At 67.5% G+C, this 19343-nt stretch carries 19 protein-coding genes; 4 read left to right on the top strand and 15 right to left on the bottom strand.

Annotated elements, in window-relative coordinates; genetic code table 11:
* On the bottom strand, positions 1–1212 hold the full coding sequence (locus ACWF4Z_RS33375) for a cytochrome P450 (RefSeq protein WP_452247182.1): 1212 nt from the start codon (positions 1210–1212) through the stop codon (positions 1–3).
* A gap of 6 nt (positions 1213–1218) precedes the next feature.
* Entirely contained in the window at positions 1219–2490 is a 1272-nt protein-coding gene (locus ACWF4Z_RS33370; RefSeq protein WP_452247181.1) for an SGNH/GDSL hydrolase family protein, read from the bottom strand.
* A 311-nt stretch (positions 2491–2801) separates the two neighbouring features.
* Between ACWF4Z_RS33370 and ACWF4Z_RS33365 the strand changes: the two genes are divergently transcribed.
* Genes ACWF4Z_RS33365 through ACWF4Z_RS33355 form a run of 3 tightly spaced genes read left to right on the top strand, consistent with a single transcriptional unit; the run spans position 2802 to position 6174 of the window.
* A complete protein-coding gene (locus ACWF4Z_RS33365; RefSeq protein WP_452247180.1) occupies positions 2802–4298 on the top strand; it encodes a class I adenylate-forming enzyme family protein in 1497 nt (498 codons plus the stop codon).
* Complete coding sequence (locus ACWF4Z_RS33360; protein WP_452247179.1) at positions 4295–5512, top strand: MFS transporter; 1218 nt, start codon at positions 4295–4297, stop codon at positions 5510–5512. The genes ACWF4Z_RS33365 and ACWF4Z_RS33360 overlap by 4 nt, the downstream gene beginning before the upstream one ends.
* The gene (locus tag ACWF4Z_RS33355) at positions 5509–6174 is read left to right on the top strand and encodes an SGNH/GDSL hydrolase family protein (protein ID WP_452247178.1); all 666 of its coding nucleotides are present in this window, start codon (positions 5509–5511) and stop codon (positions 6172–6174) included. The genes ACWF4Z_RS33360 and ACWF4Z_RS33355 overlap by 4 nt, the downstream gene beginning before the upstream one ends.
* On the opposite strand, the gene ACWF4Z_RS33350 is transcribed toward ACWF4Z_RS33355, so the two are convergent.
* The 12 genes from ACWF4Z_RS33350 to ACWF4Z_RS33295 are packed head-to-tail and all read right to left on the bottom strand — an operon-like array spanning position 6164 to position 17040.
* Positions 6164–7492, bottom strand: a complete 1329-nt coding sequence (locus tag ACWF4Z_RS33350) for a hypothetical protein (protein WP_452247177.1) — start codon at positions 7490–7492, stop codon at positions 6164–6166. The two genes, ACWF4Z_RS33355 and ACWF4Z_RS33350, sit on opposite strands and share 11 nt — an antisense overlap.
* A complete protein-coding gene (locus tag ACWF4Z_RS33345; RefSeq protein WP_452247176.1) occupies positions 7489–8460 on the bottom strand; it encodes an alpha-ketoacid dehydrogenase subunit beta in 972 nt (323 codons plus the stop codon). The genes ACWF4Z_RS33350 and ACWF4Z_RS33345 overlap by 4 nt, the downstream gene beginning before the upstream one ends.
* The gene (locus ACWF4Z_RS33340) at positions 8457–9407 is read right to left on the bottom strand and encodes a thiamine pyrophosphate-dependent dehydrogenase E1 component subunit alpha (protein WP_452247175.1); all 951 of its coding nucleotides are present in this window, start codon (positions 9405–9407) and stop codon (positions 8457–8459) included. Before ACWF4Z_RS33340 ends, ACWF4Z_RS33345 begins: the two co-directional genes overlap by 4 nt.
* 1 nt (position 9408) lies before the next feature.
* Positions 9409–10194 carry a DUF3050 domain-containing protein gene (locus tag ACWF4Z_RS33335; protein ID WP_452247174.1) on the bottom strand — a complete coding sequence of 262 codons (786 nt, stop codon included), beginning with the start codon at positions 10192–10194 and terminating at the stop codon, positions 9409–9411.
* An 11-nt stretch (positions 10195–10205) separates the two neighbouring features.
* The gene (locus ACWF4Z_RS33330) at positions 10206–11111 is read right to left on the bottom strand and encodes a phytanoyl-CoA dioxygenase family protein (RefSeq protein WP_452247173.1); all 906 of its coding nucleotides are present in this window, start codon (positions 11109–11111) and stop codon (positions 10206–10208) included.
* The gene (gene hppD / locus ACWF4Z_RS33325) at positions 11108–12181 is read right to left on the bottom strand and encodes a 4-hydroxyphenylpyruvate dioxygenase (protein WP_452247172.1); all 1074 of its coding nucleotides are present in this window, start codon (positions 12179–12181) and stop codon (positions 11108–11110) included. The genes ACWF4Z_RS33330 and hppD overlap by 4 nt, the downstream gene beginning before the upstream one ends.
* Positions 12181–13440, bottom strand: a complete 1260-nt coding sequence (locus ACWF4Z_RS33320; RefSeq protein WP_452247171.1) for a beta-ketoacyl-[acyl-carrier-protein] synthase family protein — start codon at positions 13438–13440, stop codon at positions 12181–12183. Before ACWF4Z_RS33320 ends, hppD begins: the two co-directional genes overlap by 1 nt.
* Complete coding sequence (locus tag ACWF4Z_RS33315; protein ID WP_452247170.1) at positions 13437–15026, bottom strand: class I adenylate-forming enzyme family protein; 1590 nt, start codon at positions 15024–15026, stop codon at positions 13437–13439. The genes ACWF4Z_RS33320 and ACWF4Z_RS33315 overlap by 4 nt, the downstream gene beginning before the upstream one ends.
* The gene (locus ACWF4Z_RS33310) at positions 15023–15457 is read right to left on the bottom strand and encodes a beta-ketoacyl synthase chain length factor (RefSeq protein WP_452247169.1); all 435 of its coding nucleotides are present in this window, start codon (positions 15455–15457) and stop codon (positions 15023–15025) included. Before ACWF4Z_RS33310 ends, ACWF4Z_RS33315 begins: the two co-directional genes overlap by 4 nt.
* Positions 15454–16563, bottom strand: a complete 1110-nt coding sequence (locus tag ACWF4Z_RS33305; protein ID WP_452247168.1) for a beta-ketoacyl synthase N-terminal-like domain-containing protein — start codon at positions 16561–16563, stop codon at positions 15454–15456. The genes ACWF4Z_RS33310 and ACWF4Z_RS33305 overlap by 4 nt, the downstream gene beginning before the upstream one ends.
* Positions 16556–16786 (bottom strand): acyl carrier protein, encoded by a 231-nt coding sequence (locus tag ACWF4Z_RS33300; RefSeq protein ID WP_452247167.1) that lies wholly within the window; start codon positions 16784–16786, stop codon positions 16556–16558. Before ACWF4Z_RS33300 ends, ACWF4Z_RS33305 begins: the two co-directional genes overlap by 8 nt.
* Positions 16786–17040: an acyl carrier protein gene (locus ACWF4Z_RS33295; RefSeq protein ID WP_452247166.1), complete on the bottom strand. Its 255-nt coding sequence runs from the start codon at positions 17038–17040 to the stop codon at positions 16786–16788. Before ACWF4Z_RS33295 ends, ACWF4Z_RS33300 begins: the two co-directional genes overlap by 1 nt.
* Before the next feature lie 17 nt (positions 17041–17057).
* Between ACWF4Z_RS33295 and ACWF4Z_RS33290 the strand changes: the two genes are divergently transcribed.
* A complete protein-coding gene (locus tag ACWF4Z_RS33290; protein ID WP_452247165.1) occupies positions 17058–17651 on the top strand; it encodes a 4'-phosphopantetheinyl transferase family protein in 594 nt (197 codons plus the stop codon).
* Here the strand turns inward: ACWF4Z_RS33290 and ACWF4Z_RS33285 are convergent.
* The gene (locus ACWF4Z_RS33285) at positions 17582–18958 is read right to left on the bottom strand and encodes a class I adenylate-forming enzyme family protein (protein WP_452247164.1); all 1377 of its coding nucleotides are present in this window, start codon (positions 18956–18958) and stop codon (positions 17582–17584) included. The genes ACWF4Z_RS33290 and ACWF4Z_RS33285 overlap by 70 nt on opposite strands.
* Between the last annotated feature and the right edge of the window lie 385 nt (positions 18959–19343).

Below are 19343 nucleotides of genomic sequence, written 5' to 3'. Positions count from 1 at the left end.
TCACCCCAATCGGATCGGCATGGACTTGTGACCGCGCAGCAGCAAGCTATGACTGCGCACAGGCTCCCCGGCGAGCCTCAGCTCCGGGAACCGCCGGAACAACTGGGCGAACGCGGCCCGCCCTTCCATCCGAGCAAGAGCGGCGCCCACGCAGTAGAACGGCCCCGCGCCGAACGACAAGTGCTGCAGGTCGTCTCGCCCCGGGTCGAACGTGTCCGCGTCCACATGCTTGGCCGGATCGCGATTCGCCGCCCCGGGCAGGATCAGCACCAGGCTCCCCGCGCTGATCGGCTCACCGGCCAACTCGAGGTCGGCCGAAGCCTTCCGGCTGATCAGCTGGACCGAGCTCTGATGCCGAAGAATCTCCTCGACATAGTCGGAGGCCAGGCCGGCGTCGTCGCGCAACGACTCGATCAGCGACGGATCCGCGAACAGCAGCTCGAGTCCGTTGGTGAGCAGGTTCATCGTGGTCACGAAGCTCGCGTTCACCAGGACGAGCAGGTTGTCGATGAGTTCCTGTTCGTCGATGCCCGAGGTGCCCGAATCCAGCGCGTGCACGAGTGATCCGACCAGGTCGTCGCGCGGCCGGATCCGGCGTTCGGCGATCATCCGCGCGTAGTAGTCGTTCAGCTCCTCGGACGCCTGATTCGCCGCGAGCAACCGCTCGGGCGCCTTACCGCCGAGGTCGAGGTAGTCGTCGATCCGCTGGGTCCGGTCCCGGAACCAGCCGAGATCCGACCGCGGGATCCCGAGGAACGTGCCGATCACCGTGATCGGCAGCCGGTACGCGAAGTCGACGAAGTCGACCACCTGACCGTTCGCGCCGGACTTGCCCAGGTCGTCCAGCAGCTCGGCCGCCAACGCGTCCACCACCGGCTCGAACCCGGTCAGCCGACGCGGGGTCAGCACCGCCTGGAACACCTTGCGCATCCGCAGGTGGTCCGGCTCGTTGCGGAACATCATCGAGCCGCCGAGATGCCGCAGTACCGGGTCCTTCGGGTCCGGATCCGCCGACAGCAGCCGATGGAAGCGGGTGTCCTTCAGCGCCTCCTGGGCGGCGTCGTATCCGTTGACGACCACGGCGTACGGCGAACTCCCGGGAGCGAGCCGGCACACCGGGCCGATCCGATGCAGCTCCGCGAAGAGCGGCATCGGATCCCGGCGACCGTCCTCGGATCCCAGTGCGGCAAGGATCTCGTTGGCGGTACGCATGAGAGGTCAGCGCACCCAGTTCAGCGGAACCGACGCCGCCATCGCCTGGTAGCCGGCGTCATTGGGGTGGATGTGGTCACCGGAGTCGATCGCCGGGTTGAGCTTGCTCGGCGCGGCCGGATCCCGCAGGACCTGGTCGAAGTCGAGGACACCGTCGAACTCGTGACTCGACCGCAGGTAGCTGTTGACCGCCTGGCGCGTCGCCTCCTTCGCCGGCGTCCAGCTGTCGGTGCCGGAGAGCCCTTCGAACGGCGTGATCGTGGTGACCAGGCTGCGCAGTCCGCGTTCCTTCGCCTGCGCGTTGACCTGCCGGAGCGCGCCGATGATCTCGGCCGCGGAGTCGTCGGACATCCAGATGTCGTTGATGCCGAGTTCGGTGATCACCGTGCGAACGTCGGTCTGCGCGAACACGTCTTCGTTCAGCCGGGCCAGCGAGTTCACGCCGACCTCACCGAAGCCCGGGAACGCGCCGTTGTCGGACGGCTCGGTGCCCTCGTGATTCAGCCGGCTGCCGGCGAGTCCGGCGTTCAGCACACTCGGGAACGGCTTGTGTCTGGCGCTTGCGGCCAGTCGCTCGGCGAGCTGGTCAGGCCAGCGGTTGTTGGCGTTCGGCGTGCTGTTCGTGCCGTCAGAGATCGAGTCGCCGAGGACAACGATCGAGCCGGCCGAGTCGTCGGTCTGGACGTCCACGCCGGACAGGAAGAAGAAGCAACAACGACGAGTCGTCGTGTACGCCGCTCCGCCCGCCTCGGACACCAGGTTCGACGGGCCGACGAAGTTGTCCTGGATCGACGATCCGTGGAACGTCGTCGGGCCGGTGTTGTCCTGGAAGTACAGGCTCACGACGAGATCGTCGAGCGTGCCCAGCCGCAGGTTCACCGGGTCGCTCAGCAGCTCGGTGCCCTTGAGCATCGACCCGCTGCCCGAGCCGTTGAACGTCAACGTCTGCAGGGTTGTGGGGTCGATGTCTGACAGCTCCGGCGTGGCCTTGTTGGGCTTGGCAACGGTCGCCGCCGCGACCGTGACGGTCTTCTCGCCGTAGATGTTCGACAACCGGATCCGGATCTTGGTGCCGCCGACGGTCGGGCGGATGACGAGCCGGACGCTCTGATTGGTCAGGCCGTTGTTGGTCGAGCCGGTCGCGTCGCCGTGGGTGACCGCGGTCGCCCACGTCCCCACCCACGACGTGTCGTGATGGCTCGAGCTGACCAACCCCGAGCCGGCGAGGGTGAGAGCGGCGGTAACAGCGACCGCACGCCAACTGCTGGATACGCGCATGGACGGACCTCCTGGCGGAATCGGATGCGGACGGAACGTAATACGCGCAAAGGAATCCGGTCAATGCACAACAAATTGATTTCCGAAATTGGCCGGGCAACGGTTAGGGGGGAACTTTCCGACCTGTTTCGCAGGGGTATTCCTTCACCTGCGCGAGGGTGTAGTCACCCGACTGCGGTGCGCGACCATCTCTCCACGGTAGAACGGATTCCAGGCTCTGGCCAGCGCTCGTCGCATCGCGTAGAGTCCCACCGACGGCTGGGGGTGGCCGGAGTCGAGGGGACCAAGACGAAATGTCGCCTGAATTCGTCATGCCCAATTACGTGCCGCGCGTCCTGGCATTGTTCGAGGGTTTTGCCGACCGTGTCGCCGTGGTCCGGGGGGACCGGCGGGCGACGTACCGCGAGCTGATCGCCGACGTGCTTCGGATGGCGGCCGCTGTGCGCGACGCCGGCATCCGTCCGGGCAGCAAGGTGCTGGTGATGGCGGCGAACTGCTTCGACGCGCCCGCTCTCCAGTTGGCGCTGCATCTGCACGGCTGCCGCGTGTTGTGGAGCGCGCCGATCACGTCCCGCCGCGAGATCGACCGGTTCGCCGCGCTCGCCGATGCGGACGCGTTCGTGTACGACGATGGTGAGTTGGCTCGTGAACTGGCCGCCTCCCTGGCGCCGATGCCGGTCTTCGAGATCAGCCAGCTGTCCAGCGACGGTCCGCCGTACGTCAGTTCTGACACCCCGGCGCCCGACTCGGTGCTGCAGACGAGCGGGACGACCGGGGATCCGAAGCTCGTGCATCACACGCAGGCCTTCTACGAGCAGATCCTCGAGTTGGCTGAAGCGTTTGTTGCGGCCGGATTCCCGCTGCTGCGGCACTACTCGAGCTCGCCGCTGTGGCTGGCCAGTGGGCAGATCACCAGCTTCTTCAACCTGTTCACCGGTGGTGTGCTGTTCCTGACCGACACCTGGTCACCGGCGGAGTTCTACCGGATTGTGCCGACCGAGCGGATCACGTCGACGTACGTGACGCCGCCGATGTTGTATGAACTCCTCGACTATCCGGAGGGCTCGACCGTCGATTGCAGCAGCCTGTTCATGCTGAACGTCGGAGCCGGGCCGGCGACGCCCGCTCGGCTGAAGCAGGGAATCGCGCGCTTCGGTCCGGTGCTGCGGATCGTGTACGGATTGAGCGAGGCCGTCGTCGTCACCGCGCTACCGGGGTTGACCGAGGACCCCTTGCATCCCGAGCGATTGGCCTCGGCGGGTACGCCGTACGGCGATGTGCGGATCGAGATCCGCGATGACGACGGGAAGGTGCTCGATCCCGGTCAGACCGGTGAGGTGTGGGTGCAGAGCAAGCTCACGTTCGCCGGGTATCTGGGGACGCCCGAGCTCACGGCCGAGACGCTGGTGGACGGCTGGCTGCGGACCCGGGATCTCGGGTATCTGGACTCCGACGGATTCCTGTTCCTGGTCGATCGCGTCCACGACATGATCGTGACGACGCGGCGCAACTGGGCGATCTTCTGCCGGCCGATCGAGGACGTCCTGGCCAGTCACCCGGCGGTGCGGACCGCCGCGGTCATCGGCGTCCCCGATCCCGTGGTCGGCGAAGCCGTACACGCCTTCGTCGTCACCCGCTCGCCGGTGTCCGCGGCGGAGCTCCAGGAGCTTGTCAGCTCCACCTTGAACCAGATGTGGACGCCTGCCGCCATCGACTTCGTGGCCGAGCTCCCGCTCACCCGCATCGCCAAGATCGACAAGGTTGCCCTCCGCAAGCTGTACGGCGACCTGCGCGGAGCGTCGTCGTGACACCTCGGCGCGGTCTCGTCGCCCTGTTCGTCGCCGACGTGCTGTCCGCGGTGGGGAGCCGGATCTCGATGGTGGCGATTCCGTGGCTGGTCCTGGTGACCACCCACAGCGCCGCGCGGATGGGGCTCGTCGCGGCCGTCGAGATGATCCCGTACATCGTGGCCAGCATCATGGCCGGTCCGGTGATCGACAGCCTCGGTCCCCGCCGTACCTCGATCCTGGCCAACCTCTTGAGCGCGATCGCGGTGGGAGCGATCGCGGCCACCACGAGTCTCGGTTTCGGTGCTCTGCTGGCGCTGGTTGCCGTCGCAGGCGCCTTGCGCGGGGCCGCCGACCGTTCGAAGGATCTCCTCGTCCGCCCGATGGCGGAGGCCGCGGAGGTCGAGCTGATCCGGATCACCTCACTGCACGAGGCCTTCGCCCGCGGCGCGACCCTGCTCGGAGCGCCGCTCGCCGGCCTGCTGATCTACTGGACCGACGCCGCGTCCGTGCTGTGGATCGACGCGGCAACCTTCGTGATCTGCGGCGTGCTTGTGTTCGCGTTCGTCCATCCGCCGACGGTCGTCAGCGACGGACAGCGGGACAAGTACTTCCGCTCACTCGCCCAAGGGTTCTCGTTCGTCCGACGAGATCAGCTCCTTGCGACGATGCTCATCACCACATTCACGATCAACATCTTCGCCAGTGCCAGTACGGCGGTCTTCATCCCGGTGTGGGTCGCGGAGGACCTCGGTTCCCCGGCCGGCCTCGGGCTGACGTTGGGCGCGTTCTCCGCGGGGGCTCTGCTCGGCAGCATCGTGTTCGCCGTACTCGCCACCAAGGTGCCGCGATACCTGACCTTCGCCGTCGGGGCCTTCATCGGCGGGAGTCCGCGGCTGCTCGTCCTCGGCCTCAGCGACAACCTGGTGCTGGTGATGGTCGTGACGTTCCTGTCCGGGATCGGGATCGCGGCGATCAACCCGGTCTTCGGGGCAGCGTTGTACGAGCACGTCCCGAAGAACCTGCAGGCCCGGGTGATCGGGCTGGTCGCGGCTTCGTCGTTCGCCGGACTCCCGCTCGGCGCGTTGTTGGCCGGGGAACTGGTCAGCGGCCTGGGCCTGACGTCGGCGTTGATCTGGTCAGGTGTCGCTTGTCTCCTCGTCAGCAGCTACCCGTTGATCCGGCGCGGGCCGGGCAAGGTCCTCGATGCACCCACCACCGTGGAGGCCGCGTGAACGAAGCAGCTGATCCCTACTGCCTCAAGCCCGGTGAGAGCGCTGAGCTGCTCACCGGGCATCCCTGGCGGCGCTTCGTCGTCCTCGGCGACAGCGTCGCGGCCGGGTTGTGTGAACCGGTCGAGGGCTACAGCGAGCTGCAATGGGCCGACCGGATCGCCGCCGAGTTGCGCGCCGTACAGCCTGAATTCGCGTACCTGAACCTTGGCGTCAGCGGACTGCGCACACGCGAGATCCTGTCGACCCAGCTCGAGCCGGCGCTGCTGTTCAATCCCGATCTCGCCCTGATCGTTGGCGGTGGCAACGATGCGTTCCCGGCGACGTACGACACCGATCGCGTCGACCGCGAGCTCACGCTGATGATCACCACGCTGCAGCAGGCCGGCGCGGACGTGATGACCTTGGGCATGTTCGACATCTCGTACAGCCCGGCCGTCGCCGACTGGCTCAGACCGGGCCTCCGGCAACGAATGCGAACCCTCTCCGACCACACCGCTGTCTTGGCCGACAAGCTCGGCACCATCCACATCCACCTGACCGACCACCCGTTGTCGACCGACCCCACCCTGTACAGCGCCGACGGCCGCCACGGCAACGCCCGCAGCGACGCTGTCGCCACCGCCGAAACGCTGCGAGTCCTGGGGCGACGACTCAGGGGATGAGAAGCAGGCCGCTGGTGAGGGCGCCTTGGCCGACGTTCACGACCGGCCCGGCGTCGGGGACGGTGAAGCGGAGATAGGCGCCGGCTGGGGTGTTGGCGAAGAGGTACGGAGCGATGCAGAAGGGGACCGCGGCCTGCTGAGGCTCTCCGGTGTCGAGGTTGACGAACTGCATCGTGAGGCGGTCGACGTCGACGTACGACTGGAGGATGTAGCCGCGTTCGCTGATCGCCGCGTCCAGGGCGGTCGCCCAGACGTGCCGCGAGACCTCCGGGCCCACGACGACGCCCACGCCACCGTAGGAACCGGATGGCTTCAGGACCAGGCGGTTCTGGTCGGCGATCGCGCGGGGCCGGAGGCCGGCGGAGAATACTTCGGTGCGTGGGACATGACGGCGTACGACGTCCTCGTCCTCCGGAGACATCAGGTCGAGGTCGTCCCAGAGCCACGCGAAGATCGCCTTGCTGGCCAGCAGCCAACTCGCCGTCGCGGTGAACATCCGGACAGACCCGGTACGCACCGCGGTCCCGAGCGCATCCAGTCCGCCGCTCGGCTTCGTGCCTTGCGGGACGAACATCCGCAGGAGGGCGTCGATCGGGCCGTCGTCGACACACAACCGCCCGGCCGGGTCGAGGGTCAGCCACTCGACGGGGTAGACGCGCATGTCGAGACCCAGTTCGCGACCCCGTTCGCTGAACGGCTCGAGCAGCTTGATCATCGCGAGCCCGTCCTGCGAGCCCGGATACGTGCCACCGGTGGTGAACACCATCGCGAGCCGATCCGTCCCGGTCAACCCCAACGTCTGCCGGACCGCCTCGTAGCGAGCGTCGACGGCGGACGGCGGTGCGGTCAGCCCCAACGACTCCAGCACCGGATCGCCCGCATATGCGGCCAGGAATCGCCTTGCAACGCCATCGGAGTCATGAGCGCCGCCGAGCGCGCTGTCGATGTTCGCCTCGACCACGTACGGCGTCCCGTCCGCGAGCAGGATGTCCGCGCGGACGCCACCGAGCAGTTCCTCGGTCAGCGGCAGGTCCTCGTCGAGCAGGTCGATGGCGCCGACGGGCACGTCCAGCGCGCGTCGTAGCTCCCCCGCAGTCGTTGCCCGCCGCAAACAGGCGGCCAGGATCAGGCGAGCGACCGTTGCGGAGATGTCGGTCAGAGACCGGTAGGTTTCCGCCGACATGATCGGCGGGCGGAGCGGACGCCACTCCTTGTTGTGCGTGGCAACTCCGTCGTACACCTGCTGCCAGGATTCCGTCCCGCGCGCGATGAGCGCCGTCCGCGTTGCTTCGGGCAACTGGTGCCACAGGTCGGTCATGAATCCTCCAGTACGGCGTGAATCGCGGCGACGAGCTGGTCACGGCCGGGTTGGACCGCTCGATCGAGGGCGAGGGCGAAGGGCAGGACGGCACCGTCCGGGCGGGTCACCCGGACGGGTGGTGTGGCGAGGTCGAAGCGTTCGGCGGCGACCGCGAGGATCTCGGCCGCGAAACCGCTGGTGCGGTTCGAGTCGTCGATCACGACGAGTCGGCGCGTCCTGGCGACCGAGGCGGCCAGGCCGTCCGTGTCGAGCGGGTAGACGGTACGTGGATCGAAGACCTCGACGGAGATCCCCAGCCCGGCGAGCTCGTCGGCGACCGCGACCGCGTCGTGCACCAGGTGGCCGAGGGCAACGACCGTGACGTCGGTACCGCTCCGCGCGATCCGGCCGACGCCGAGCGGCACAGGCGCCAACGTGCTGAAGTCGACGTCGTCACGGACCCCGAGGGCCGCGGACGGCGCGAACAGAACGACCGGATCGTCGTCCCGGATCGCCGACACCAGGAGTCCGTAGGCATCCGTCGGAGTCGCGGGTACGACGGTCTTCACACCGACGTGGGCGAACAGCGTGTAGGGGTGATCGGAGTGCTGGCCGGCCCAGCCCGTCCGCGAGCCCGAGCCGGGGACGACGTACGTGACCGGGACCTTGCCTTGGCCGCCGGTCATGAGCGAGAACTTGTGCGCCTGGTTCGCGATCTGTTCGAAGACCAGGAAGAGCAGCGACGGGATCTGGAATTCGATCACCGGCCGCATCCCGGCCAGCGCGGCGCCGGTGGCGAAGTTGGTGAAGGCCTGTTCCGACAACGGTGTGTCGAGGACTCGGTCCGATCCGAAGCGCTCGTGCAGTCCGGCCGTCAGGTTGGAGGCGGCGGCGCGGATGTCCTCGCCCAGCAGGAAGACCGCGGGATCCTCGGCCATGGAGTCGGCGAGCGCGCGGTTGAGGGCCTTCAGGTAGGAGAGCTTCACCCCGTGACCTCCGCGGCGGCGTACAGGTACTTGAGGGCATCGGCTGGATCCGGGTGGGCGCTACCGAGCGCAATCCCGGCCGCGGCGTCGAGCACCGACTCGATCTCGGCATCGATGCGGTCGCGGTCGGCGACGGACACCCGGGCGGCCTGGATCTCGACCGGATCGCGCGACTTGCCGGCGGCGATCTCGGCGGGCGTGCGGTAGCTGAGTCGAGCCCGGTGTTCGAAGGTGTGATGCGCGTCGAAGCGATAGGTGATGCACTCCAGGAAGGTCGGTCCACGCCCGGCCCGGGCTCGGGCCACGGCCGACTCGGTGGCCGCCAGCACCCGTTCCGGATCCTGGCCGTCGATCGTGAAGGCGGGCATACCGAACGCGCGGGCGCGGGCCGTGATACTGCCCGCGACCGCCGACTCCACCGGCATCGTTGTCGCGTAGCCGTTGTTCTCGCAGACGAAGACCACCGGCACCCGCCAGAGGGCGGCCAGATTGAATGCCTCTAGCAACATTCCCTCGTTCATCGCGCCGTCGCCGAAGAACGTGACCGCCACCGAGTCGCGGCCTTGGTGACGCAACGCCCAGGCCGCGCCGGTGGCGATCGAGCCGGCCGCACCCACGATCGCGTTCGCCCCGAGAATCCCCAGACCGACGTCGGCCGCGTGCATCGACCCGCCACGGCCCTTGTTCAGACCACTCTCCCGGCCCATCAGCTCGGCGAACAACCGCGCCGGATTCACTCCACGGGCCAGCACGTGACCGTGGCCTCGGTGCGTACTGGTGATCACGTCGTCGGCCGTCAGCGCGGCGCACACCCCGGCCGCGATGCCTTCTTCACCGACGTACGGATGGATGCCGCCGACGATCTCCCCGGACCGGACGAACTCGATCGCCCGCTCCTCGAAGCGGCGGATCAGCCGCACGGTCCGGTAGAGATCGGCGCTGGTCATGTCAGGCCTTGACCGCGGCGAGGATGGCGTCCCAGAGCCGGGCGCGGGCAGCGAGCGCGGCGTTGATGGTGTCCGCGCAGGCCTCCCACTTGGCGGGGTCGTCACCGCAGAGGTCGGTGACCATCTGCATCGCCATCGGGGTGTGCTGCTCGCCGTCCACCTCGATGTGCCGCTCGAGATAGTCGACGAAGGTGTTCAGCTTGTTCGACCGCTCGTTCACCGCGACGACCTGGGTGAACATGTCCGGAATCAGATCCTCGCGACCGAACGCGAACGCGGCCGCCTGGCAATGCACCGGCGCGTTCTCGATGATGTCCCAGGTCGTCGCGGCGAAGTCGATCGACGCCTGCGGTACGCCGGCCTTTTCCAGCGACTCCACCACGGGCGCACCGCCCCGGAGCAGCTCGACGAGCGTTTCGATCGCGCTCACGTCCGCGCCGGCTTCGCGCATTCCGTTCACGTACAGCTCGAAGTGGCTGATGAAACCGGCACCGAGCTCGTCGCTCTCCTCGACCATCACGATGTCGTTGATCAAGCGCCGGCTGCCGGTGTGCGCGGTCGGGATCCACGGCACGGTGACACAGGTGAGCTCGCGCTGGAGCGACTTCAGCAGGGACATGAAGTCCCAGACCGCGAAGACGTGGTGCTCCATGAACGTGACCAGTGCCTCGTGGGTATCGAGGTTGGCGTAGAGCGGGTGCTGGACGACCTTGTCGCGGGCCGGGGTGACGGCCTTCTCCAGTTGCTCGATTCCGGGGTGGGTCTGACCCCAGTCGTAACGGGACATGGTGGTTCTCCTCAGCGGTCGGCCCAGAGCGTCGGGCAGTAGTCGGGGTCGGCGTAGTCGGGGTGGCCGCCGGGCGTCCGGCGTACCAGGACGTCGTGGTTGTAGGCGGCCAGGGTTCCGTCGGACAGCGGGTACTCGCGGTAGTGGTTGTCGCCGTCCTGGAGATGCAGGGAGATCGCGCGGCGCGGGCGGCCGGAGACGTTGGCGCCGCTGCCGTGGTACGTGCGGCAGTGGTGGAAGTTCACGTGACCGCGCGGGATGGTGATCGGGATCTTGGTCACCTCGGCGTGGTTGTACGCCGCGTTCTCGGCCAGCATCTGGTCGAGTTGGGACCGGTCGCGATCGGCGAAGTGGCGGACGACGGTGTCGTCGGATCCGATCTCCTGCCAGCGATGGCTGCCGTCGACCATCGTGATCGTGCCCATCTCCGGCGGGCAGTCGTGGAACGGGATGAACGCGGTCAGCATCCGGTCCGATGCCGAGGACGACCAGTAGTGCTTGTCGAAGTGCCACGGCACGAGGTTTGACGGTTCGCCGGAGATCGGGGGCTTGTAGATCAGGGTGGACTGGAAGATCCGGATCTCGTCGGCCTGCGCGAGCCGGGCCGCGACCGCGCCGATCAGCGGCTTGCGGAGGATCTTGGCCAGACCGTCGTGCTCGTAGTGGACGTAGTCGTTGTGGCGCTGGACATCGCCTTTGGACGGATCCCAGTAGGCGAGCTTCGGCGGTGCCGCGGGCAACGATCGGTCTCGTTCGCCGCTGTAGTAGCGCTCGCTGGCGTTGACGAGCTCGTCGGTCTCGTCGTCGGTGAGGAGCTTCTTCGACAGGTACCAGCCGTGGTCGTTGTAGAAGGCAACGTCCTCGTCGTTCGGCAGCAGCTCGACCTCCTCCTCGGACAGCGTGAACTCGAGGGTCATGCGTCCGTCCCCGTCAGCTCGCGTTCCTTGGCCTCGTAGAGCGCCTTGATGTTGCCGCTGCCGAACGTCATCGCGCCCCGGCGCTCGATGATCTCGAGGAAGAGCGTCCGCCGTACGTGCATCGACTCGGTGAAGATCTGCAGCAGCTGGCCCCAGTGATCGCGGTCGACCAGGATGCCGAGCTTCTCCAGGTCCTCGATCGGTGTCTCGACCTCGCCGACGCGTTCCGGGAGGGCCTGGTAGTACGTCGACGGCGAGGCGAGGAAGTTGACGCCTCGTTCGGCGAGCGTGCCGACGGCCTCGACGATGTCGCTGGTCCGCAAGGCGATGTGCTGGACGCCGGCGCCCGCATGCCAGGTGAGGAAGTCGTTGATCTGTCCTGGCCGGCGGTTCGGATCCGGCTCGATCAGTGTGAACGTGACGTGCTTCGACGGACTCTGGACGACCGTCGACTCCATCCCCTGGCCGGCCACCTCGATGTACTCGTCGAAGATCGGCAGGAACCCGAACACGTTCTCGTAGAACTCGACGGTCGGCTTCAACTGCCCTGAGGGCACGCAGATCGCCAGGTGGTCGATCTCGCTGAACAGCTTCTCGTCCGGCCCGGTGGACGGCTCGGTGATCTGGAAGGCCCCTGGGAGGAATTCGCGGCGTGGACCGTGCCGTTCGACCAGCCGGTGGATCACGTCGCCGAAGCCGGACACCTCTGCGATCACCACGGTCGTCTCTTGGCCGTCGGTGTAGGCGGCGGGCTCGGTGACGGCCTCGGCGCCGCGGGCCAGCAACTCGGTGAAGGCCACGGCCGCGTTGTCGACCTCCATCCCGACCACGGCAACACCATCGCCGTGCCGTTGGACGTACGCGGCGGCGGGATGGTCGGCGTCCAGGCCCGAGGTCAACACGATCTGTACGGCGCTCTCCCGGAGCAGGAGCGAGCGTTGGCCGACCAGTCCCGTCTCCGGTCCGCCCTGACCGTGTACCTGCAGACCGAACGCATGGGTCAGATAGAACGCCGCCTGCTTCGCGTCGCCCACGTACAGCTCGACGTGGTCGATTCCGTAGATCTCCATCACCAGTCCTTTCCCTCACTCTTCTTCGCTGTGCTCGGCGGTCCGAACAGCAGGCTGACGTTCTGGCCACCGAACCCGAACGAGTTCGACAGCGCGTACTCCAGGTGCACTTCGCGTGGTTCCTTGCGAACGTGGTCCAGCGGGCAGGCCGGATCCGGGTCCTGGAGGTTGTACGTCGGTGGCAGCAGCCCGGCGTTGATGGCAAGGGCCGACGCTGCGGCCTCGACGACGCCGGAGGTGCCGAGCATGTGACCGGTCAGCGCTTTCGTGGAGCTGACCGCGGGTGTGTGGTCGCCGAAGGCCAACCCGATCGCGACCGACTCGGCCACGTCACCGAGCTTGGTGCTCGTGCCGTGGGCGTTCACATAACCGACCTGGCGCGGCTCGACTCCACCGCTCGCGAAAGCTCGTCGCATGCACTCGGCCGCTCCGACACCGTCCGGCCTCGGGGCCGTCGGGTGGTGTGCGTCCGAGTTGACTCCGTAGCCGACGACGTCTGCATAGCCTGCGGCGCCACGGGCTGCGGCGTGTTGTGTGCTCTCCAGGATGAGGAGTGCGGCGCCTTCGCTCAGCACGAATCCGTTGCGGCGCAGGTCGAACGGGCGACTGGCCTCCGTCGGATCATCCCAACCACGCGCGAGCGCTCGTGCGTTCGCGAAGGTCTCGGCGAACGTCGGGAACAGCGGGGCCTCACTCGCGCCACACAGTACGACGTCAGCCTCGCCGCACCGGATCAGCCGGACCGCGTCCGCAATCGCCTGAGCGCCGGAGGCACACGCCGTACCGACCGCCGAGGTGTACCCCCGCAACCCGAACCGAATCGCGACCCTGGCGGCCGGCATGTTCGGCAGAATCCCGGTCAGCAGATACGGGCTAACCGCAGCCCGCCCCCGCTCAGCCCGAGCCAACACCTGCCGCTCCAGCGTCGCCATCCCCCCGACGCCACCAACAATCACCCCGATCCGCTCCGGATCAACGTTCTCCCCCACCACCAGACCGGCATCCCCCAACGCCTCCCCAGCCACCACCTGAGCCAGCACGACCGTCCGATCCATCACCTTTCCGTCCGGCCCCTTGGTCAGCTCCCCAGCGTCGAACGGCGGCAAAATCCCCGCGAGCTCAACAGACCCCGCCACCGCATGCCCCTCCGGCGGCACCACCACCCCAGACCGCCCACCCACCAAGGCACCCCAAACCTCCCCCACCCCCCGCCCCACAGGCGTAAACAACCCCATCCCGGTAATCGTCACGCCGGTCATGCGCGTTCTCCGGTGAGTTCTTCGCGGAGGGCTACCTTGCGGACTTTGCCGGTTACGGTGACTGGGACTTCGTGTTCGCCGACGACGCTGATGGTGCGGATGATGGCCGCCACCTCGTTGCCCACGGCAGCTTTCACCTCGGTGGTGCGATCTCTGACCTGGGCACCGGGAGCGAGCTCGAGCATCACGTCGGCGGTGTAGTGGTTGCCGTCGGCCACGATGATCACGGTGCAGTCGACGACGTCGGGCAGAGCGGCGAGGATGCGCTCCTCGGACATCGACGTGAAGAGTTGCGGGCCGTCGAAGCCGGCGACCGCATCCGGGACCCGGTCGAGGTGGAAGTAGTGACCGCTGCCGTCGCGGTAGACCAGATCCCCGGTGAGGAACCACCCATTCAGCCGGAACCGATAGGTGTTGACGGAGTCGTTCCAATAGCCGGGCGACACGGTCGGCGAGCGGAAGCCAAGCAGTCCGACCTTGCCAGGCGGGAGTTCCGCACCGTCCGAGTCGAGCACCGCCGCCTCGGCGAACTCGTACGGCTTCCCGATACACCGCCCGTAGTGATCACTGTCGATCGTGTGCGTGATGTGAAACCCGTTGTGCCCCATCTCGCTGGACCCGAGTCCATCGACGAAGTGGCTCCCCTTGACGGTACGACGCCCTTCCCGGGTGACCGTCTCCCGCGTGCCGACAGCAACGAGTTTGCGAATGTGCGGCTCATGCGCACAGTCCCCCGTGTTGAACCACATCCGCACCGAGTCAAGGTCATGCCCACTCAAGTCCTCGCGAGCCAGCCCCGCCCAGGTAACCGCGAATCCATAAACAGCGCGCGGCTTCCACCGTTCGATGTACTGCAGCACGTTCGCGGCGTCCTGGCTGGAGAGCAACAACATCTCCGCCCGATTGCCCAGGACCTGGTTCACCATCAGGATCGTCGCCGTATGCGGGATCGGCAGCGCGTTCAGAATCCTGTCCGTCCCCTGCGCCTGCGGCATGGTGAGCAGGTGCTTCAGTGCGGCATACAACGTGGTGTGCGTATGCAGAACAGCCTTGGGTACGCCGGTAGTCCCGCTCGTATGCGTGATCACGACAGGGTCGTCGCGGTGGTGCCGATAGTGCTCGGGCGCCTTGGCGGGATCCCCAGTACCAAGCTCCCTCGGCTCAGCCAACACCTCGGTGTGCAACAGCGGCCGGTGCGCGGCATCCGCCAGAACGGCGGTGACCCGCAGACGCCGGATGTACTCATCGGCGATACCAGGCGCCATCTTCCCGTTCAGCAGCGCCGGGACAGCGCCGATCCGGGTCAGCGCCAAGAAGCTGAGCACGATGTCCTGGGCTTCCGTGGCCCAGATCGCGACCACGTCCCGGCGGGTGATCCCGTGCTCGGCGAGCCACGCCGTACGGGCGTTGACGCGGTCGTCCAGCTCGGCGAGCGTCAACGGATACTCGGCGGGGTGATGGTCCACGGCAGTGTCGAAGGTCAGGCCAGGACCGTTCGGATCGGCGCCATGGGCAAGCACCCGGTCCAGGACGTTGCCGGCGCCGATCGCCGGATCCGCGGCGAGCTGGGCTCTCAGGCTCTTCATCTCGGTTCATCCCCACTCACGATCACGGCGGACGCCTCGTGGGCTCCCACCTGCACGATCAGCACTTGGTCCGCGTCGCCGTCGCCGATCAGCAACTCGGCCTCGTCGAACCCACCGTCGGTCACACACACCACCGGGCCGCGGAGATCCCAGTTCGCCGCAATCCACCCGGCCACGCTGTTGGGCACGGACTGGAAGAACAGCAGCGGTCCAATGCGCTTGCCCTCAGCAACTAATCGCCGCACGTGCTCGGCGCTGGTCCGATCCCCGTCACTCACCAGCACGACTCCGGTCCGCGACGTACGCTCCGGAGCTTTGGCGAGACACCGCTCAGCCGCCGCAACCGCCATCGGATTGAACGCCGACACCACAAACCCCGGCACCCCAGGCGGCTCCCCGCCCTCCCAGCGCCCCTCAGCCAACGTCCTCATCCGGCCCGCACCACCAACGCCGTGTTCGCGCCCCCGAACGCCGAATTCAAAGACATCCCGTACGGCGTACTCGCAGATGCCGGCGCATCCAGAATCAGCTTGACCGCACACGCAGGATCCGGCCCGAGATAGCCGGCATTCAGCGGGAGCTTCCCCTGCCGCAGAGCCTCGACGGTCACCACGAACTCAACCAGCCCGGACGCCTCCAGCGCATGCCCGTGCAGCCCCTTGGTGGAACTCACCACGGGCCCGCCGCCCGCCATTTGAGGGGCCGGCCCCTCAAATTGGGGGAGGGCCTGCCGTATTTCGTCGGCCGAACCCACCATTTGAGGGGCCGACCCCTGAAACGGTGGTGAGGAGGAGACGGAGAGGGCGCGCGTGATGGCGGCTGCTTCGGCGGCGTCGCTGAAGGTTGTGCCGGTGGCATTCGCGTTCACGTAGGCGAGGTCCTCGGGGTGCAGGTCCGCCTTGCGCAGGGCTAGCTGGATGGCTGTGGTCAGGCCTCGGCCGTCGGGGGCTGGTTGGACTGGGTGGTAGGCATCGCCGGCTCGGGACCAGCTGACTAGTTCGGCCAGGCCTTCACCGGCTTCTAGGACTACCGCGGCGACCCCATCACCTAGGAGCGTGCCTCGGCGGTTCAGGCTGAAGGGACGTACGGCGCCATCGTCCGACAACGCTCGGCCGGCATCGAACAGCGCGTACTGATGCGGCTCGACCAAATACCCCGCGGCGACGACGATGCGGTCGGCCCGACCCGCGCGGATCAGGGTTGCGGCGTCGGCGAGCGCCGTACTGGCTGAGACGCAGGCGGATGTATAGACGCGACGCTGGCCGAAGTCGCACCCGGGAGCCGTGTGAAGGGCGAGCAGCAGAGGTGTCGTGCCGCGGGAGACGCCGGCCTGTGCGCAAGCGGTCGCGATCGCGAGATCCAACTCCTCTTCCAGCGTGCCCGTTTCGGCCGCCGTCGCCGCGTGGTGCACCCGGCGGTTGCTGGTGTCGAAGCGGGTGACTTCGGCAAAGGACGGCGTACCGGCGAGCTGTGCCTCTGGTCCGCGGCCGAGCGCGGTCAGGATCGAGACACCAGTGACGGAGACGGGTCTAGACATGGCTGGCCAGCACCTCGGCGATCACGGCGACCGCGTCATCGATCGTGACGATGCGTGCGAGCTGGTCGTCGTCCAGCTCGACGGCGTACCGCTGCTCGACCTGATGGACCAGCCAGGCCAGTTCCATCGAGTCGAGTCGTTCGGCGGTGGGAGGGCGATCGCCGAGACCAGCAAGCCAGGTGATGATGTCCGCCCGCCCGGGCGGGGGTAGGGGCGGGTTCATCAGACTTGCTGGGCTACCCGGCCGGCCACCTCGGCGGTGAACTCGCCGACCGTCATCAGCGCGAGCTGCTCGGACTCGTCGTCGGAGAACCTGACGCCGTACCGGTCCTCGACCCGTACCGACAGATCCGCCAGTGCGAGCGACTCCAGGTCCACCCCGGCCGGGCCGAGCGTGGTGTCGTCGTCGATGCCTTCGGTGTCGTAGTTCATGTCCTGCAGCTGCGCGATCACGAAAGCGCGTACGTCGTCCTGCATCGCGTTACCTTCTTTCGGTGGGAGATTCCGTACATGTCTGGTTGGCACCGGCCGGCGCCGAGCCTCGAACCGCGGCCCACAACCTGCTAGTCGGGCTCGCCCGCTCTCTCGTCGACCGCCCGGTCCTCAGCCACGACCCAGCCGGCCGGCCGCACATCCCGGGCCTCGCGGTGAGCGTCAGCCACACGCACCAGTTGGTCGCGGTCGCCGCGTCGTACGCCGGTCCCGTTGGCGTGGACCTCGAGGAGGTCTATCCGCGGAGCATCCGGGGGCTGGCCGAGCGATGGTTCGATCCGGCGGAGCTCGAGTGGATGGCGGCCCGACCGGATGAGCTGACCGCCTTCCTGCACCTGTGGACCGCGAAGGAAGCGGTCGGCAAGGCGCTCGGACAGGGTCTGCGGAACGCGGGCCTGCGCCGTCGCATGCCGTTGGGCGGTGGGTTGGTGGAGGGCACGCCTGAACTGGTGGTGACCTATGTCCCGTGGGAAGGCGCGGTGCTCGCTCTCGCCGCGCCCACCGGGCTCGTGGAGATCGTGGTGCATTACGAGGCGGCCTTGCGGAGGGTGGGGAGGTCCCGGACCAGCTTCCCGGTCGTGGTGCGCGGGAGCTGATCGAGGATGTGGAGGGTTCGGGGGCGTTTGTAGGGGGCCAGGCGCTGAGCCAGCTCGGCGTCCAGGGCTTGCGCCGTCCGTGGCGCGTTGAGTTGCACGTACGCCGTGATGGCGCCGTCGAACACGACGACGGCGGACTCGACGCCAGGTGCGGACGCGAGGGTGTACTCGACCTCGGTCAGGTCGACCTTGAGTCCGCCGACCGAGACCTGGGAATCGAGCCGGCCCTTGATGCTGACCAGCCCGGTCGACTGGTCGACGACACCGGCATCGCGAGTGTGCAGCCAGCCCTCGGACCAGCGAGTCGGGTCGGACAGGCCCAGGTACGGCGATTCCGGGCGGCGGATCTGGAGTTCGCCATCGACCGCGCGGATGTCGATCCCGGGTGCGGGCCGGATCGCCGGCCGGTGTTCGCCGTACAGGTCGGTGCCGATGACGCCGACCTCGGTCATCCCGTACATATTGCCGAGCGGTACGCCGTACTTCTCCTCGAACGAGCGTGACACCGCTGCCGGCACCAGCTCGCCGCCGGTCGTCATCCGCTTGAACTGCGGCAACCACGGCGGATCCTGGACCGACGCGAGCAAACCGATGTGGAACGGCACCCCGAGCACCGTGGCCGGCGTCGTGGCTGACGCGATCGCCTGAACGATCGCATCCCCCGTCAGCCGGGCCGGCGGCACCAACTCGACGCCCGCGTGCAGGCCGTAGAGCAGTCCGCCGACCAGTCCGAGTACGTGGACCATCGACGGCAGCAGGATCAACCGCTCACCCCGCTGCGGTACGCCGTCGATCCGCGTGTATCGGTGGACCTCCTCGACCAGATCCTCGGCTGTCCGACCGATCACCTTCGACGGGCCGGTCGAGCCGGAACTCAGTTGTACGACGGCATGCGCCGTACCGGCCGGATGGCCCGAATAGCTGGCCGCATCCGTCTCGACCTCGACGAAGGTCCGCAGCCCCGCCGGCACCCGGTGCGCCGGTGAGACCACCACCTGCGGGACCAGCCGCTCGACCGCCCGGCGGACCTCGTAGTCGGTCAGCCGGTGATCCAGCAGGATCGCCTGCCCACCACTGCGCCAGACCGCGAGCAAATGCGTCACGAAAGCGATCGACGGCGGCAGCCGCAAAGCCACTGCGCCACCCGGCCTAAATCCGGACTGGGCCAGTTCATCTTGACGTTCGGAAATCAAACGCCGCAATTCCTGCCGGTCGACCGGTTCGGGCAACCGAAAGCAGACGTCGTCGGCCGGACCGGCCAGCAGGACATCGTCGACCCACTCCGCCCCGCGGGTGGGTCCGGGCATCACAACAGCACCGTCCATAGTCATCCGAGCCCCAAAGCCGTTACACACAAAGGATTCGAAGACCAGCACCCCCACCAAGGCCTGGCGATGACGCGACGATACGACACGATCACACAACCGCGCTACGAACCAGAAGTAGCGACCCCGTCACCCCTGGCAAACCCTCACAAGCCCCATCCAACCGACCCAAATCCACACCATAATCACCGCCCGAAGCGGTTAGTAATATCCCCAGAAAGCGCGAGACCGTGAAGGTTTACCCCCACCCCAAAACAAAACCACAATGCCTAGCTAGTGGACCGTTTCTGAAGTTTGGTGACGGTTGGCTTTCTTGAGGATCTGGTCGGGTGTTTGGGTCCAGACGAAGGGATGGCAGCGGTCGTTC

The sequence above is a fragment of the Kribbella sp. NPDC055071 genome (assembly GCF_053608045.1).
This window is presented reverse-complemented; position numbering and strand designations above follow the sequence as displayed.

What these genes read in the sequence shown, in the direction of transcription:
- ACWF4Z_RS33305 (WP_452247168.1), bottom strand. Translation starts at nt 16,563, where the DNA reads ATGTCTAGACCCGTCTCCGTCACTGGTGTCTCGATCCTGACCGCGCTC.
- ACWF4Z_RS33335 (WP_452247174.1), bottom strand. Translation starts at nt 10,194, where the DNA reads ATGTCCCGTTACGACTGGGGTCAGACCCACCCCGGAATCGAGCAACTG.
- hppD (WP_452247172.1), bottom strand. Translation starts at nt 12,181, where the DNA reads ATGGAGATCTACGGAATCGACCACGTCGAGCTGTACGTGGGCGACGCG.
- ACWF4Z_RS33315 (WP_452247170.1), bottom strand. Translation starts at nt 15,026, where the DNA reads ATGAAGAGCCTGAGAGCCCAGCTCGCCGCGGATCCGGCGATCGGCGCC.
- ACWF4Z_RS33340 (WP_452247175.1), bottom strand. Translation starts at nt 9,407, where the DNA reads ATGACCAGCGCCGATCTCTACCGGACCGTGCGGCTGATCCGCCGCTTC.
- ACWF4Z_RS33375 (WP_452247182.1), bottom strand. Translation starts at nt 1,212, where the DNA reads ATGCGTACCGCCAACGAGATCCTTGCCGCACTGGGATCCGAGGACGGT.
- ACWF4Z_RS33350 (WP_452247177.1), bottom strand. Translation starts at nt 7,492, where the DNA reads ATGACCGACCTGTGGCACCAGTTGCCCGAAGCAACGCGGACGGCGCTC.
- ACWF4Z_RS33285 (WP_452247164.1), bottom strand. Translation starts at nt 18,958, where the DNA reads ATGCCCGGACCCACCCGCGGGGCGGAGTGGGTCGACGATGTCCTGCTG.
- ACWF4Z_RS33300 (WP_452247167.1), bottom strand. Translation starts at nt 16,786, where the DNA reads ATGAACCCGCCCCTACCCCCGCCCGGGCGGGCGGACATCATCACCTGG.
- ACWF4Z_RS33295 (WP_452247166.1), bottom strand. Translation starts at nt 17,040, where the DNA reads ATGCAGGACGACGTACGCGCTTTCGTGATCGCGCAGCTGCAGGACATG.
- ACWF4Z_RS33310 (WP_452247169.1), bottom strand. Translation starts at nt 15,457, where the DNA reads ATGAGGACGTTGGCTGAGGGGCGCTGGGAGGGCGGGGAGCCGCCTGGG.
- ACWF4Z_RS33330 (WP_452247173.1), bottom strand. Translation starts at nt 11,111, where the DNA reads ATGACCCTCGAGTTCACGCTGTCCGAGGAGGAGGTCGAGCTGCTGCCG.
- ACWF4Z_RS33320 (WP_452247171.1), bottom strand. Translation starts at nt 13,440, where the DNA reads ATGACCGGCGTGACGATTACCGGGATGGGGTTGTTTACGCCTGTGGGG.
- ACWF4Z_RS33365 (WP_452247180.1), top strand. Translation starts at nt 2,802, where the DNA reads ATGCCCAATTACGTGCCGCGCGTCCTGGCATTGTTCGAGGGTTTTGCC.
- ACWF4Z_RS33370 (WP_452247181.1), bottom strand. Translation starts at nt 2,490, where the DNA reads ATGCGCGTATCCAGCAGTTGGCGTGCGGTCGCTGTTACCGCCGCTCTC.